Below are 13,930 nucleotides of genomic sequence, written 5' to 3'. Positions count from 1 at the left end.
CATGAACATTGCGACGGAACCCAAGCTCTCAGGAAAGCCGGTCCACGGCAAGCCGCGCAAGCGCACCCGCCCGGTGCTGTGGTTCATCGTGGTTGGCGGCCTGCTCGTGGCGCTGGTCGGCGGTCTCGTATGGTTCAACATGTTCCGCGACAAGATGATCGCGCAGTTCTTCGCCAACATGAAGCCGCCGCCGCTCAACGTCAGCGTCGCGACGGCGAGTTCGGAGACGGTGCCGAACCTGTTGACTGCAGTCGGCGATCTCGCCGCCGTGCATCAGGTCAACGTGACCTCGGACGTCAGCGGCCGCATCACCGACATCATGTTCACGCCGGGCTCCACGGTGAAGCAGGGCGCGCCGCTGGTGCAGCTCTATGACGCGCCGGATCAGGGCGATCTCGCCAACTACAAGGCCCAGGTGACTGTGGCGCAATTGTCGCTTGATCGCGCCAAGCAGCTGGCGTCGCGCCAGTTCGGGCCGCAGGCGACCGTCGACCAGGCCCAGGCCGCCTACGACCAGGCCCAGGCCGGCATCGCCAAGACCGAGGCGCTGATCGCGCAGAAGCTGGTGCGCGCGCCGTTCGACGGCGATCTCGGCGTCCGCAAGGTCGAGGTTGGCCAGTATCTCAGCGCCGGCACGCAGATCGTGTCGCTGACCGATCTGTCGGAGCTGTGGGTGAACTTCACCGTGACGGAGAAGGACAGCGGCCAGCTCAAGGTCGGCCAGACCGTCCGCATCGGCGTCGATGCCTATCCGGGCCGGACCTTCGAAGGCAAGATCACCACGATTGAGCCGCAGATCGCGACCGACACGCGCAACATCCGCGTGCAGGCGACGATCGCCAATCCGGAGCGCATCCTGAAGCCGGGCATGTTCGCCACCGCCACCGTGGTGCTGCCGGACAAGCCGCCGGTGCTGACGGTGCCGGAGACCGCGGTCGACTACACGCTGTATGGCGACTCGGTGTTCGTCATCAACGAGAAGAAGACCGACGACGGCAAGACCGCGCTGACGGCCGACCGCATCTATGTGCAGACCGGCGACCGCATCAACGGCCGCGCGGTGATCCTCAAGGGCCTCAAGGAAGGCGATCGCGTCGTCGCCGTCGGCCAGCTCAAGATCCAGTCCGGCGCCGCGGTCGCGATCTCCACCGATCCGCTGCCGCCGGTCCCGGCGAAGCCGCCGCGCTACTGAGCGACCTCTGATCCAATGGCGGGCCGCCCTGAGGCGGCCCGCCCGGACCTCATCTGACTTCTGCTGACGGGATTGCCGCGATGCGTTTCACCGATATCTTCATCAAGCGCCCGGTGCTGTCGGTCGTGGTCAGCCTGCTCATTCTGCTGCTCGGCCTGCGCGCCGCCTTCGTGCTGCCGATCCGGCAATATCCGAAGCTGTCCAACACCGTCGTCAACGTGACGACCGTCTATCCCGGCGCCTCCGCCGATCTGATGCAGGGCTTCATCACCACGCCCTTGGAGCAGGCGGTCGCATCCGCCGAGGGCGTCGACTACATCACCTCGTCCTCGGTGCAGGGCACCAGCACGATCCAGGTGTTCATCAAGCTCAATTTCGATCCGAACCAGGCGCTCACTGAGGTGCTCGCCAAGGTGAACTCGGTCCGCTACCTCATTCCGAAGGAATCCAACGATCCCATCGTCACCAAGACGACGGGACAGACGACCTCGGTGATGTATCTCGGCTTCTCCAGCGAGGAGCTGTCGGGCTCGGCGATATCAGACTATCTGACGCGCGTGGTGCAGCCGGTGCTGTCGACCGTCGATGGTGTCGCCGCGGCGAACATCCTGGGCGGCCAGACCTTTGCGATGCGGATCTGGCTCAATCCGGAGAAGATGGCCGGCCGCAACGTGTCGCCGACCGATGTGGCGGCGGCCATCGCCGCCAACAACTTCCAGTCCGCGGCCGGCCAGGCCAAGGGCTATTTCATCGTCTCCAACGTCACGACCAACACCGGCCTGACCGACGTCAACCAGTTCAAGCGGATGATCGTCAAGGCCAAGGACGGCGGCTTCGTCCGCATGGAGGACATCGCCACCGTCGAGCTCGCCGCGCAGAGCACCGACGCCAGCGTCGCCTTCAACGGCGAGCGCGCGATCTTCATCGGCGTCGACGCGACGCCGCAGGGCAACCCGCTCAACATCGTCAAGGGCGTGCGCGCGCTGTTCCCGGACCTCGAGCGCAATTTGCCGCCGTCGATGAAGATGAAGGTGGCCTACGATTCCACCAAGTTCATCCAGTCGTCGATCGACGAGGTCGAGCACACGCTCGGCGAGGCCGTGCTGATCGTCATCGTCGTGATCTTCCTGTTCCTGGCGTCGCTGCGCTCGGTCATCATTCCCGTCGTAACCATCCCGCTGTCCTTGATCGGCGTCTGCACGATGATGCTGGCGTTCGGCTTTTCCATCAACCTGCTGACCCTGCTCGCCATGGTGCTGGCGATCGGCCTCGTCGTCGACGACGCCATCGTGGTGGTGGAGAACATCCATCGCCATCTGGAGGAGGGCAAAGCGCCCGTGCAGGCCGCATTGCAGGGCGCCCGCGAGATCGTCGGTCCCGTCGTCTCGATGACGATCACGCTGGCTGCGGTGTATGCCCCGATCGGCTTCCTCGGCGGTCTCACCGGCTCGCTGTTCCGCGAATTCGCGTTCACGCTCGCCGGCTCGGTCATCGTCTCCGGCGTCATCGCGCTGACCCTGTCGCCGATGATGTGCTCGGTGCTGCTGCGCAGCGCCGAGGAGGGCCGCTTCGCGCGGCTCGTCAACCGGGTGTTCGGCGCGATGACGCGCTGGTACGGCCGGCAGCTCGACCGCTCGCTCGACTACCGGCCGGTGACGGCGCTGTTCGCGCTGACGATCCTCGGCCTCGTCGGCTTCCTCTACATGCACACCTCGAAGGAGCTGGCGCCGGAGGAAGATCAGGGCATCGTGTTCTCGATCACCAAGGCACCGAAATACGCCAACATCGACTACATCAACTTCTACACCGACAAGGTCGACAAGGCGTTCCAGAAGTTCCCCGAGACCGACCTTCGCTTCGTTCTGAACGGCATCCTCGGCCCGCAGGGCGGCTTTGCCGGCATGCTGCTCAAGCCCTGGGACGAGCGCACGCGCTCCTCGATCAAGCTGAAGCCGCTGGTGCAGGCGGAGCTGTCCAAGATCGAGGGCATCAACGCCTTCGCCTTCAACCTGCCGGCGCTGCCGGGCGGCCCCGGCGGCCTGCCGGTGCAGATGGTGATCAGCTCGACCAGCGGCTTCCAGGCGGTCTATGAGCAGATGGCCAAGCTGAAGGACGCCGCCCGCAAGAGCGGCATGTTCATCGTCTCCGACAGCGACCTCGAGTTCAATCAGCCGGTGGTCAAGGTCTGGATCAATCGCAGCAAGGCGAGCGATCTCGGCATCACCATGCAGTCGATCGGCAACACGCTGGCCGTACTGCTCGGCGGCAACTACATCAACCGCTTCAACCTCGAGGGCCGCTCCTATCAGGTGATTCCGCAGGTGCCGCGTGACAAGCGGATCTCGCCGGAATCGCTGTCCGGCTACTATGTCGCGACCTCGGCCGGCCAGCAGGTGCCGCTGTCGACCGTCGTCAACATCGAGACCGCGACCGACCCGAACTCGCTGACGCATTTCAACCAGCTCAACTCGGCGACCTTCTCCGCCGTGCCGATGCCGGGCGTCACCGTCGGGCAGGCGGTCGACTTCCTGGAGAAGCAGGCCAAGAACCTGCCGTCCGGCTTCAGCCACGACTATCTCGCCGACGCCCGTCAATACGTCCAGGAGGGCAATCAGCTCGCCATCACCTTCGGCTTCGCGCTGGTCATCATCTTCCTGGTGCTGGCGGCGCAGTTCGAGAGCCTGCGCGATCCGCTGGTGATCATGATCAGCGTGCCCATGGCGATCGTCGGCGCGCTGATCCCGCTGTTCTTCGGGCTGGCGACCATGAACATCTACACCCAGGTCGGCCTGCTGACGCTGGTCGGCCTGATCACCAAGCACGGCATCCTGATGGTGGAGTTCGCCAACGAGCTGCAGCTCAACGAGGGGATGGACCGCCGCACCGCCATCGAGACGTCCGCGCGCATCCGCCTGCGGCCGATCCTGATGACCACGGCGGCGATGGTCACCGGCCTGATCCCGCTCTTGACCGCGACCGGCGCCGGCGCCGCCAGCCGCTTCTCGATCGGCCTCGTCGTCGTCGCCGGCATGTCGATCGGCACCTTGTTCACACTGTTCGTGCTGCCGGCCGTCTACACCGTCATCGCCACCAACCACCAGGCCGCCGCCAAGTCGCTGCGCGCCCGGCAGATCGCCCAGTTCGACGCCGAGACCGACCACGCGCTGAAGGCGACGTGAGCGGGCAGTTTCTTTGGGGGGCTGAAGATCAACGGCGGCTGCTCCTGGCAGTCGCCGTTTTTGTCGGGCCGTCTCTTTCTCCCCTTACTGTCGTCACGGCCGGCGGCGCCCGCCGCGGCGCTCAGCACAGCGGCCTCTTAAAGAACAGATGGTCGAGCAGGATCAGCAGAGCGGCGATGCCGATGATGATGAAAAACGCGAAGGCGTAGTGCAATGACCGATGGAAGTGCGCGCGATAGGCGCGGGAATATTCGTCGGCAGTGACACGGCGGAGCGTGAACCAGCCGCGCCATTCCGGTGCATGGCTCGCCATCAAGACCCGCTCGCGAAACGCCAGCGCCCAGATCACGACGCCAGCCCCCATGTCGACGATCGTCAACAATCGCAGGAGATCCTCAGCCATTCGAGCTAGCATGGAGAGACCTCGCTCACTCGTCCTGCTGCGGATCGAGCGCGTCGCGCAGGCCGTCGCCCAGCAGGTTGAGCGACAGCACGACCAGGAAGATCGCAAGCCCCGGCCAGATCGCCATCCACGGCGCGTTGGTGAGGAAGCGCTGGGCGGCGTTGAGCATGCTGCCCCAGGACGGGGCGGGCGGCTGCTGGCCCAGGCCTAGGAATGACAGCGCGGCCTCGGCGATGATGGCGGCGGCGACCGACAACGTCGCCTGAACCAATAGCGCCGGCATGATGTTCGGCAGGATGTGCCTGACCGCGATCTGCAGGTCGGTATCGCCGACGCTGCGGGCGGCCTCGACATATTCCTCGACCTTGACGCTCATCACCTCGCCGCGGGTCAGCCGGACGAAGATCGGCGTCGCCGAGATGCCGATCGCGATCATGGCATTGCCGAGGCTCGGCCCCAGGAACGCCGCCAGCGCGATCGCCAGGATCAGGAACGGGCAGGCCAGCATCGCGTCGGTGATGCGGCTGATCAGAGCATCGAGGAAGCCGCCGCGGTAGCCTGCGATCATGCCGATCGGGACGCCGATCGCCAGCGCGATGGCGACCGAGATCGCTCCGGCCAGCAGCGAGGCCCGCGCGCCGTAGATCACGCGGGCCAGCATGTCGCGGCCGAGATCATCGGTGCCGAGCCAATGCGCCGCCGACGGCGCCTTGCGCACCAGCGCCCAGCTCGTCTTGATGGGATCGTAGGGCGCCACCACCGGCGCGAGCACGGCGAGGAGGATGAAGGCCGTGATCAGGCAGAACCCGACCATGGCGCCTTTGCGCTTCACCAGTCGGCGCAAGGTGCGCTGCATCGGCCGCTCGAGCGGAGCGAGGGCGCGGGCTCCGTGCGGAGCTGACAGCATCGTCTCGGCCATCTCAGCTCCTCAGCCGCGGATTGACGAGGACATAGGCGAGATCGGCGATCAGGTTCAGCATGATGTAGACGGTGGCGGTGACCAGCACGACGCCCTGCACGACGGCGTAGTCGCGATTGAACACGGCATCGACGATCAGCTTGCCGAAGCCGGGGATCGAGAAGATCTGCTCGGTCAGCACGGCGCCGGACAACAGCGTCCCGAGCTCGAGCGCGCCCAGTGTGATCACCGGCGTCAGGGCATTGCGCAGCGCGTGGCGCAGGATGACCTGGCGTTCAGAGATGCCCTTGGCGCGCGCGGTGCGGATGTAGTCGCTGCTCAGCACCTGCAGCATCGCGCTGCGGGTGTGGCGCATCAGGATCGCGGCGATGGCATTGCCGAGCACGAAGGCCGGCATGATGGTGGCGGCGAGACTGGCCCGCCAGTCCTCGGCGGGCGAGACGTAACCGGAGGCGGGCAGCCAGCCGAGCTGGATCGAGAACAGGAAGATCAGCATGATGCCGAGCCAGAAGTTCGGCGTCGAGATGCCCCACAGCGCAAACAGGTTGGCGGCATAGTCCCAGGCCGTTCCGCGCTTCACGGCGGAAACGATGCCGGCGGGAATGCCGATCAGGAACGCGATCACGATCGCCATCGAGGCGAGCTGCAGGGTCACGGGCAGCTTCTGCAGGATGAGGTCGCGCACCGGCATCTTGATGCGCAGCGACTCGCCGAAATCGCCCGAGAGCACGCCCTTGATCCAGTAGCCGTACTGAACCGGAAGCGGCTGGTCGAGCCGATACTGTTTGCGGATCTGCTCGATCACCGCCGGATCGCGCTCCTCGCCGGCCATCACCAGCGCGGGATCGCCGGGCAGGAGCTGTTGCAGCGAGAAGATGAGGATGGAGACAAAGATCAGCGTCGGGATGATCTGGGCGATGCGGCGGGCGAGGAACGTCAGCATGATCTGCGTCCCTCGCGGCAGTCACCCGGCGCGTCATCGGAAACCGGTCGTGCTCCCAGCGTTCCCTCCCCCACAAGGGGCGAGGGAGCGCAGCGCGCGCGAGGCGTCGCGGTCGCGTCCCAACGAAGGGGGGCCAAGTGACTGCTCACTTCAGCTTCAGGCCGATCACGCGCACCAGGCCGTCCGGCATCTGCTTGTAGCCCTCGAGCTTCTTGGTGTGCGCGATCAGGATGCGTCGGTGGTAGAGGTAGAGAATCGGCTCGTCCTCGATCTCGAGCTTGGTCAGCTTCTCGTAAAGCGCCTTGCGCTGGGCCATGTCGGTCACCAGCCGTGCGTCGCTGAGCGCCTTGTCGGCCTCGGCGTTGGCCCAGACGCTGTAGTTCTGCGGCGCGTTGCTGTGCAGGAACACGTAGCTGTTGCCGTCGGGATCGATCCGGCCGCTCCATGACAACATGAACGCCTGATAGTCGCCGGCCTCGGCCTGCTTCAACGAGGTCGCAAACTCCGTCACTCGGATCTTCATGTCGAAGCCGGCCTCGGCGGCCATCGACTGTACGACCTGGGCGGCCGCCTCGGTCTCGGCGCCCTTCGGTACCATGAAGTCGACCGCGACAGGCGTCGTCACGCCGGCCTCCTTCAGCAGCGCCTTTGCCTTCTCGACATCGCGGGCACGCACCGGGAAGGCCTTCTGATAATAGGGATGCGAGGGATTGACCCACTGGTTGCCCGGCATGAATTCGCCGTTGAAGACCACCTGGTTGAGCGCCTCGCGGTCGATCGCGAGATCGAGCGCCTGGCGCACCTTCGCGGACTGGCTGAGTGGGCCCTTGGCCTTGTCCTTGCCGATGTTGAGCGTGATGCCCTGATAGCCGAGCTCGATCGCGGTCGACAGCGCAAGCTTGGAATCGGCGCGCACGTCCTTGATGTCGGTGGCGAGCACGCGCTCGATCAGGTCGAGGGCTCCGGACTTCAGGTTCGCCAGCCGCACCGTGGCGTCGACGATCGGCTGGTAGACGATCCTGTCGATGAAGACGTTGTCCTTGTTCCAGTAGTCGGCGAACTTCTCGAACACGATGCGGTCCTGCTGGACGCGCTCGACGAACTTGTAGGGACCGGCGCAGACCGGATGCAGGCCGAACTTGTCGCCGGCCTCCTTGGCCGCCTTCGGCGACACCATCATGCCGGCGCGGTCGGTGAGCTGGGCGATCAGCGGCGAGAACGGCGCTTTCAACACCAGCTTGATCGTCAAGGGATCGACGACGTCGACATGATCGAGCGAGGCCAGCTCCGGCTTGCGGAACGAGCCGGGGAGGGTGAGATGGCGGTCGAGCGAGAACTTGGCGGCCTCAGCGTCGAACGGCTCGCCGTCATGAAACTTGACGCCGGGCCGGAGCTTGATGGTGACCTCCTTGCCGTCGGCCGAGGTCTGCTGCGACAGCGCGAGCTGCGGCACGATGTTGAGCTTGTCGTCGATGTCGAACAGCTTGTCGCAGGTCGCGGCGAAGACGATGCGGCCGACATAGGTGCGGGCCATGGTCGGATCGAGAACGTCGGGGTCCTCGGCAAGGCCGATGCGCAAGGTGGTCTGCGCCTGCGCGACCGGCCCCCAAGAGGCGACGACAACGGCCGCGACCGCGGCCAAGCACCAGTTCCTCATCATCCGATGTCCCTCACGCGAATGCAGCCTGCGTTGTTGCACTATCAATACCAACCCCGATCACGCGCCGTGCTTCCGGCTCGGTCATGTCTGGTTCGCGAGCGCGGCGGCGATGCCGGCATCAATCGTGGCGCGATCCGTGATCCCTGCCGGATTGTCGCGCGTCGGCATGAACTGCCGGAACACGGCCCAATGCTTGCGGCTAACGCCCTCCAGTCGTTCGAGCTCTGCCAGCGGATCGGGGTGATCATCGACACGCAGATCGAGCTCGGACCATTCCTCCTTGCCGTGGACCAGAAGAGCGGCCGACTGTTTGCCGCGCTTGTCACCGCCGGCGGCCTCGCCGGCCTTCATGGCCGCGATCAGGCGCAGGGCGAGGGGCAGGGCGCTGTTGGCGAGAAAGGCGTTCGCGGTTTCGTTCAGCACCTGCGGGCCGGCCAGCATGTTGCCGGCAATCGAAAAGCCACGGCCTTCGAGATGGCCGCACCAGTCGATGCAGTCGCGGCCGGTGTGGGCGGCAATCTGGCCGTTGTGATCGAGGATGTGGAGCTGGCGGCTCTCGCGGCCGGGATCGGCAGATGTCAGCAGTTGCACGATCTCGCGCGGATGCCGGCCGTCGTGCAGCAGCGTGACGCCGTCGATGCCGTAATAGGGATTGACCAGCGCCTGTGTGGCGATGCCGCCGTGGCCGGCGACGATGAAGGGCACGCGCGCGCCGACGGCGAAGAAGCGGGTGGCGACGGCGATGCCGATCCGGCCGGTGAGATCGTCCTTGGCAATGATCGACCAGGTCATCGTCGCGTTGCTCTCTTATCGTCCGGCGGCGTAACCCTGCATGCCCCGTGGATTGGCCGCGGCGCGGCGGCGGCGGCCGACGCGTGAGGCCGCGGTGAGCCGGCCTTCCGACCAGTCCGGCCCGACCTCGACGACATGGCCGCGGCGGCGCAGCTCCTCGACGGTCGCCTTGGGCACGCGGCCCTCGACCACGAGCACGCCGGGGCGCGCGGTGCGCGGCCAGAACGAGATCGGGAAATGCTCGGAGTGCCACGCCGGGGCGTCGATCGACTCTTGCAGGTTCATGCCGGCATGGACGTGGCGCAGGAAGAACTGCGTGTTCCACTGGTCCTGCTGATCGCCCCCCGGCGACCCCCAGGCGACGTAAGGCTCGCCGTCGCGCAGCGCCATGCTCGGGGACAGCGTGGTGCGCGGCCGCTTGCCCGGCACCAGCGCGGCCGGATGATCCTCCTCGAGCCAGAACATCTGCGCGCGCGTGCCGAGGCAGAAGCCGAGCTCGGGGATGACCGGCGATGATTGCAGCCAGCCGCCGGAGGGCGTCGCCGAGATCATGTTGCCTCGGGAATCGATGATGTCGAAATGCACGGTGTCGCCGCGCACCTCGCCGAAGCGGCCGACGGTCGGCTCGCCCGAGCCCATTGCGCCGACGGCCTCGCGGCGGCCTTGGGCCTCGCGCAGCTTCACCTTGGCGCCGTAGCCGTCGAGCGTGCCGGGACGCAGCTCGAGCGAGGCCTTTTCCGTAATCAGCTTGCGGCGCTCGTCGTTGTAGGCATCCGATAGCAGCGTCTCGATCGGGATGTCGGCGAAAGCAGGATCGCCGTAGAATGCCTCGCGGTCAGCGAACGCCAGCTTCGCCGCTTCGATCTGCCAATGGATGAAGTCGGGTCCGGTTGGATCGAGGCCGTCGAGCGCAAAGCCCTTGAGCAGCGCGAGCTGCTGCAGCAGCACCGGGCCCTGGCTCCAGACGCCGGCCTTGCAAACGGTGTAGCGGCCATACTGATAGGTCAGCGGTGCCTCGATGGTCGGCTGCCAGCGCGCCATGTCGTCGGCTGTCAGCACGCCCTTGTGGCGCGAGCCCGAGACGTCCATCACTTCCTGCGTCCGGCAGAAGCGGTCGATAGCCTCGGCGACGAAGCCCTGCGACCAGGCCTTGCGCGCGCGCTCGATCTGCGCGTCACGATCAGCACCCGCGCTTTCGCCTTCACTCAGGATGCGTGCGTAGGTTTCCGCGAGCTGTGGATTGGTGAACAGCGTGCCCGGCCTCGGCACCTCGCCATTGGGCAGATAGAGCGCGGCCGAGGTCGGCCAATGCGTCTTGAACAGCTGCTCCACGGTCTGGATCGTCGCCGAGATGCGCTCGACAAGCGGATAGCCGTCGCGCGCGTAGGAAATCGCCGGCTCCAGCACGTCGCGCAGCCGCATCGTGCCGTAGTCGCGCAGCAGCAGCATCCAGGACTCGAACGTGCCGGGCACGCAGGCCGCGAGCAGGCCGGTGCCGGGCACCATGTCGAGGCCTTCGTTCCTGTAGTGCGCGATGGTGGCGCCTGATGGCGCCGGGCCCTGGCCGCAGATGACCTCGGTGCGACCGCGCTTGACGTCGTGCAGGATGATCGGCACGTCGCCGCCGGGACCGTTGAGATGCGGCTCCACCACCTGCAGGGTGAAGGCCGCGGCGACGCCGGCATCGAAGGCGTTGCCGCCGCGCTCCAGCATCGCCATGCCTACCGCGGTGGCGAGCCAGTGCGTGGAGGTGACGACGCCGAAGGTGCCGTCGATCTCGGGGCGGGTCGTGAAGGGATCGGGGTTGATGAAGCTCATGTGACTTTCATTCTGATGATCGGTCCGTCCGCATCACGACTCGTTGCCTCATGCAGGAACGGCCGCGCTCGCCGGCTGGTTCACCGCATGGCAGGCCACGCCGCCGATGAGTTCGGGCGACTGCTGCCGACAGAGATCGAATGCAAGGGGACAGCGTGGGTTGAAGGTGCAGCCCGAGGGCGGATTGATCGGGTTCGGGATCTCGCCTTTGACCGGAATGCGCTGGCGGCCGGACATCGACAGGTCCGGCACTGCGCCGAGCAGCATCTTGGTGTAGGGCATGCGCGGGTCGCTGAACAGCGTGCGGCCATCGGCGATCTCGACGATGCGGCCGAGATACATCACGCCGATGCGGCTCGCCATGTGGCGGACGACTGCGAGATTGTGGCTGATGAACAGATAGGTCAGGCCGAACTTGTCCTGCAAATCGCGCATCAGATTGAGGATCTGCGCCTGCACGGAGACGTCGAGCGCCGAGGTCGGCTCGTCGCAGACGATGAACTCGGCCTCAGAGGCGAGCGCGCGCGCGATGGCGATGCGCTGACGCTGCCCGCCAGAGAATTCGTGCGGGAATTTCTGGCCGTCGTCGGGATGCAGGCCGACCAGCGTCAGCAACTCGCCGACGCGGTCCTTGATCTGGCGCTCACCCTCGATGATGTCAAAGGCGCGGATCGGCTCGGCGATGATGCTATCGACGCGGAAGCGCGGATTGAGGCTCGCGTAAGGATCCTGAAACACCATCTGGATGCGGCGGCGCAGCTTGCGCCGCACCTGGGCCTGGCGCGCTTCGCTCATCGACACGCCGTCGATGATGACCTCGCCCGACGTCGGCGCCAGCAGCCCGACCACCATGCGTGCGACCGTGGTCTTGCCAGAACCGGATTCGCCGACCAGCGCGAAGGTCTCGCCCTTCCTGATGCCGAAGCTGACGCCGTCGACCGCCTTCAGGAACTCCTGCGGCTGACGCTCGATCACGCGGTTGAGCCAGGGTTTCGAGACGTCGAAGACCCGGCGCAGGTTCTTGACCTCGACGAAATCGGTCATGCCGCGGTCTCCGTCGCGCGATCGTACAGATGACAGGCGACGGCCTGCGTGCCCTGGCGCAGCGGCTCCGGCCGGTCGACGCGGCAGCGGTCGAAGGCGAAGCTGCAGCGCGGATTGAACGAGCAGCCGGGCGGGATCGCGGACAGTCGCGGCATCGAGCCTGGGATCTGCACCAGCCGCTTCTCCTCGCCCGCGAGCGTCGGGATCGCGCCCATCAGCCCCTTGGCGTAGGGGTGCAGCGGGTTGTTGATCACCTCCTGCACCGGGCCGATCTCGGCGACGCGGCCGGCATACATCACGGCGACGCGGTCGCAGGTCTCGGCGATCACGCCCATGTCGTGGGTCACCAGCATCACGGCGGTGCCGTGGTCGCGGCCGAGCCGCTTGATCAGCGAGATGATTTGCGCCTGCACGGAGACGTCCAGCGCGGTGGTCGGCTCGTCTGCGATGATCAGCTCCGGCTCGGCGCACAGCGCCAGCGCGATCACGACGCGCTGGCGCATGCCGCCGGAGAATTCGTGCGGATAGCCGTCGATGCGCTTCTCGGGCGCCGATATGCCGACCTCGGCGAGCAGGTCGATGGCTCGCTTGCGCGCCTGCTGCTCGGTGAGGTTGGTGTGGGTCCTGATGGTCTCGATGATCTGGTCGCCGACGCGATACAGCGGATTGAGCGAGGTCAGCGGATCCTGGAAGATCATGCCGATGCGCTTGCCGCGCACCTTGCGCATCTCCTCCGGGGGCAGGTTGTCGATCCGCAGGCCGGAGAGCTCAATCTCGCCGCCGGAGATGCGGCCCGGAGGATCGATCAGGCCGATCACGGCAAGGCCGGTGACGGATTTGCCGGCACCGGATTCGCCGACGACGCCGAGCACCTCGCCCTTGGCGATGTCGTAGGAGACGCCGTCGATCGCGCGCAGGGTGCCGCGCCGGGTCGCGAACTCGACCTGCAGGTTGCGCACGGACAGAACGGGGGCGGTCATGAGCTCAAGCCTCGGAAGGACGCATTCACGCGGGTCATCGCAGTTTCGGGTTGAGGGCGTCGCGCAGCCAGTCGCCGAGCAGATTGATGGCGAGGATCAGTCCGGCCAAAGCGATGCCGGGGAAGGCGACGATCCACCATTCGCCGGCGAACAGATAGTTGTTGCCGATCCGGATCAGGGTCCCGAGCGACGGCATCGTCTCCGGCATGCCGGAGCCGAGGAACGACAAGGTCGCCTCGGTGATGATCGCCAGCGCGAGGTTGATGGTGGCGATCACCAGCACGGGACCGGTGGTGTTGGGCAGCACGTGGCGCAGCATGATGACGGGCGCGGGCAGGCCGATCAGTTGTGCCGCGGCGACGTAGTCCTTGTTCTTCTCGACCAGCACTGAGCTCCGCACCGTGCGCGCATATTGCACCCAGAAGGAGAGGCCGATCGCCAGCACCAGCACGACCAGCATGCTGAGCCAGTCCAGCCGGTTGCCGGACACCGACTTGGCGATGCCGTTGACCAGCAGCGCAATCAGGATCGGCGGAAAGGTGAGCTGGACGTCCGCGATGCGCATGATCACTGTGTCGACCCGGCCGCCGAAATAGCCGGCGATCAGGCCGAGGCCGATGCCGAGCGCGCCGGAAAAGGCGACGCCGAGAATGCCGACCAGGAGTGAGATGCGCAGGCCGTAGAGGATGGCCGAGAGCACGTCGCGGCCCTGCTCGTCGGTGCCGAGCAAGAACGGGCTCTGTCCGTCGGCGGTCCACAGCGGCGAAATCCGCGAGTTCAACAGCTGCAATTGGGCCGGGTCGAACGGGTTCTGCGGCGACAGCAGCGGCGCGAAGATCGCCAGCAGGAAGAACAGCAGCGTGATCACGGCCGCGGCGACCGTCAGCTTGGAGCGGCGGAACGAGTAGAACAGGTCGCTCGCAAGCGCACGCTTCAGCCATCCGTCGGCGGCGCGCGGCGTCTCGACGGGCGTGGGGTGGGGAAGGGCTGCGTCGCTCAT

11 protein-coding genes are annotated in these 13,930 nt (G+C 66.3%); 2 read left to right on the top strand and 9 right to left on the bottom strand.

Going from position 1 to position 13,930, the window contains the following annotated elements; translation table 11 throughout:
• Nucleotide 1 precedes the first annotated feature (1 nt).
• Nucleotides 2-1,192 carry an efflux RND transporter periplasmic adaptor subunit gene (locus tag ACQR13_RS10260; RefSeq protein ID WP_315754709.1) on the top strand — a complete coding sequence of 397 codons (1,191 nt, stop codon included), beginning with the start codon at nucleotides 2-4 and terminating at the stop codon, nucleotides 1,190-1,192.
• Between the two features lie 80 nt (nucleotides 1,193-1,272).
• Nucleotides 1,273-4,371, top strand: a complete 3,099-nt coding sequence (locus ACQR13_RS10255; protein ID WP_315715753.1) for a MexW/MexI family multidrug efflux RND transporter permease subunit — start codon at nucleotides 1,273-1,275, stop codon at nucleotides 4,369-4,371.
• Nucleotides 4,372-4,492: 121 nt separating this feature from the next.
• Here ACQR13_RS10255 and ACQR13_RS10250 read toward each other — a convergent pair whose 3' ends face one another.
• The 9 genes from ACQR13_RS10250 to ACQR13_RS10210 all read right to left on the bottom strand — a co-directional run bounded on the left by ACQR13_RS10250 (nucleotide 4,493) and on the right by ACQR13_RS10210 (nucleotide 13,930).
• Entirely contained in the window at nucleotides 4,493-4,774 is a 282-nt protein-coding gene (locus tag ACQR13_RS10250) for a hypothetical protein (protein WP_315776418.1), read from the bottom strand.
• 25 nt (nucleotides 4,775-4,799) lie between these two features.
• The gene (locus ACQR13_RS10245) at nucleotides 4,800-5,630 is read right to left on the bottom strand and encodes an ABC transporter permease (protein WP_316202325.1); all 831 of its coding nucleotides are present in this window, start codon (nucleotides 5,628-5,630) and stop codon (nucleotides 4,800-4,802) included.
• Nucleotides 5,631-5,694: 64 nt separating this feature from the next.
• Entirely contained in the window at nucleotides 5,695-6,636 is a 942-nt protein-coding gene (locus ACQR13_RS10240; protein ID WP_316188161.1) for an ABC transporter permease, read from the bottom strand.
• Between the two features lie 145 nt (nucleotides 6,637-6,781).
• A complete protein-coding gene (locus ACQR13_RS10235) occupies nucleotides 6,782-8,293 on the bottom strand; it encodes an ABC transporter substrate-binding protein (protein ID WP_315715826.1) in 1,512 nt (503 codons plus the stop codon).
• 84 nt (nucleotides 8,294-8,377) lie between these two features.
• Nucleotides 8,378-9,088: a DUF1028 domain-containing protein gene (locus tag ACQR13_RS10230; protein WP_316186855.1), complete on the bottom strand. Its 711-nt coding sequence runs from the start codon at nucleotides 9,086-9,088 to the stop codon at nucleotides 8,378-8,380.
• 15 nt (nucleotides 9,089-9,103) lie between these two features.
• Nucleotides 9,104-10,906: a gamma-glutamyltransferase family protein gene (locus tag ACQR13_RS10225; protein WP_434843557.1), complete on the bottom strand. Its 1,803-nt coding sequence runs from the start codon at nucleotides 10,904-10,906 to the stop codon at nucleotides 9,104-9,106.
• A 48-nt stretch (nucleotides 10,907-10,954) separates the two neighbouring features.
• Complete coding sequence (locus tag ACQR13_RS10220) at nucleotides 10,955-11,950, bottom strand: ABC transporter ATP-binding protein (RefSeq protein WP_315715758.1); 996 nt, start codon at nucleotides 11,948-11,950, stop codon at nucleotides 10,955-10,957.
• Entirely contained in the window at nucleotides 11,947-12,930 is a 984-nt protein-coding gene (locus ACQR13_RS10215) for an ABC transporter ATP-binding protein (protein WP_316225133.1), read from the bottom strand. The genes ACQR13_RS10220 and ACQR13_RS10215 overlap by 4 nt, the downstream gene beginning before the upstream one ends.
• 34 nt (nucleotides 12,931-12,964) lie before the next feature.
• The gene (locus tag ACQR13_RS10210) at nucleotides 12,965-13,930 is read right to left on the bottom strand and encodes an ABC transporter permease (protein ID WP_315715760.1); all 966 of its coding nucleotides are present in this window, start codon (nucleotides 13,928-13,930) and stop codon (nucleotides 12,965-12,967) included.

Source organism: Bradyrhizobium sp. HKCCYLRH3059, from assembly GCF_051168035.1.
In the GTDB taxonomy this organism is placed as follows: domain Bacteria; phylum Pseudomonadota; class Alphaproteobacteria; order Rhizobiales; family Xanthobacteraceae; genus Bradyrhizobium.
This window is presented reverse-complemented; position numbering and strand designations above follow the sequence as displayed.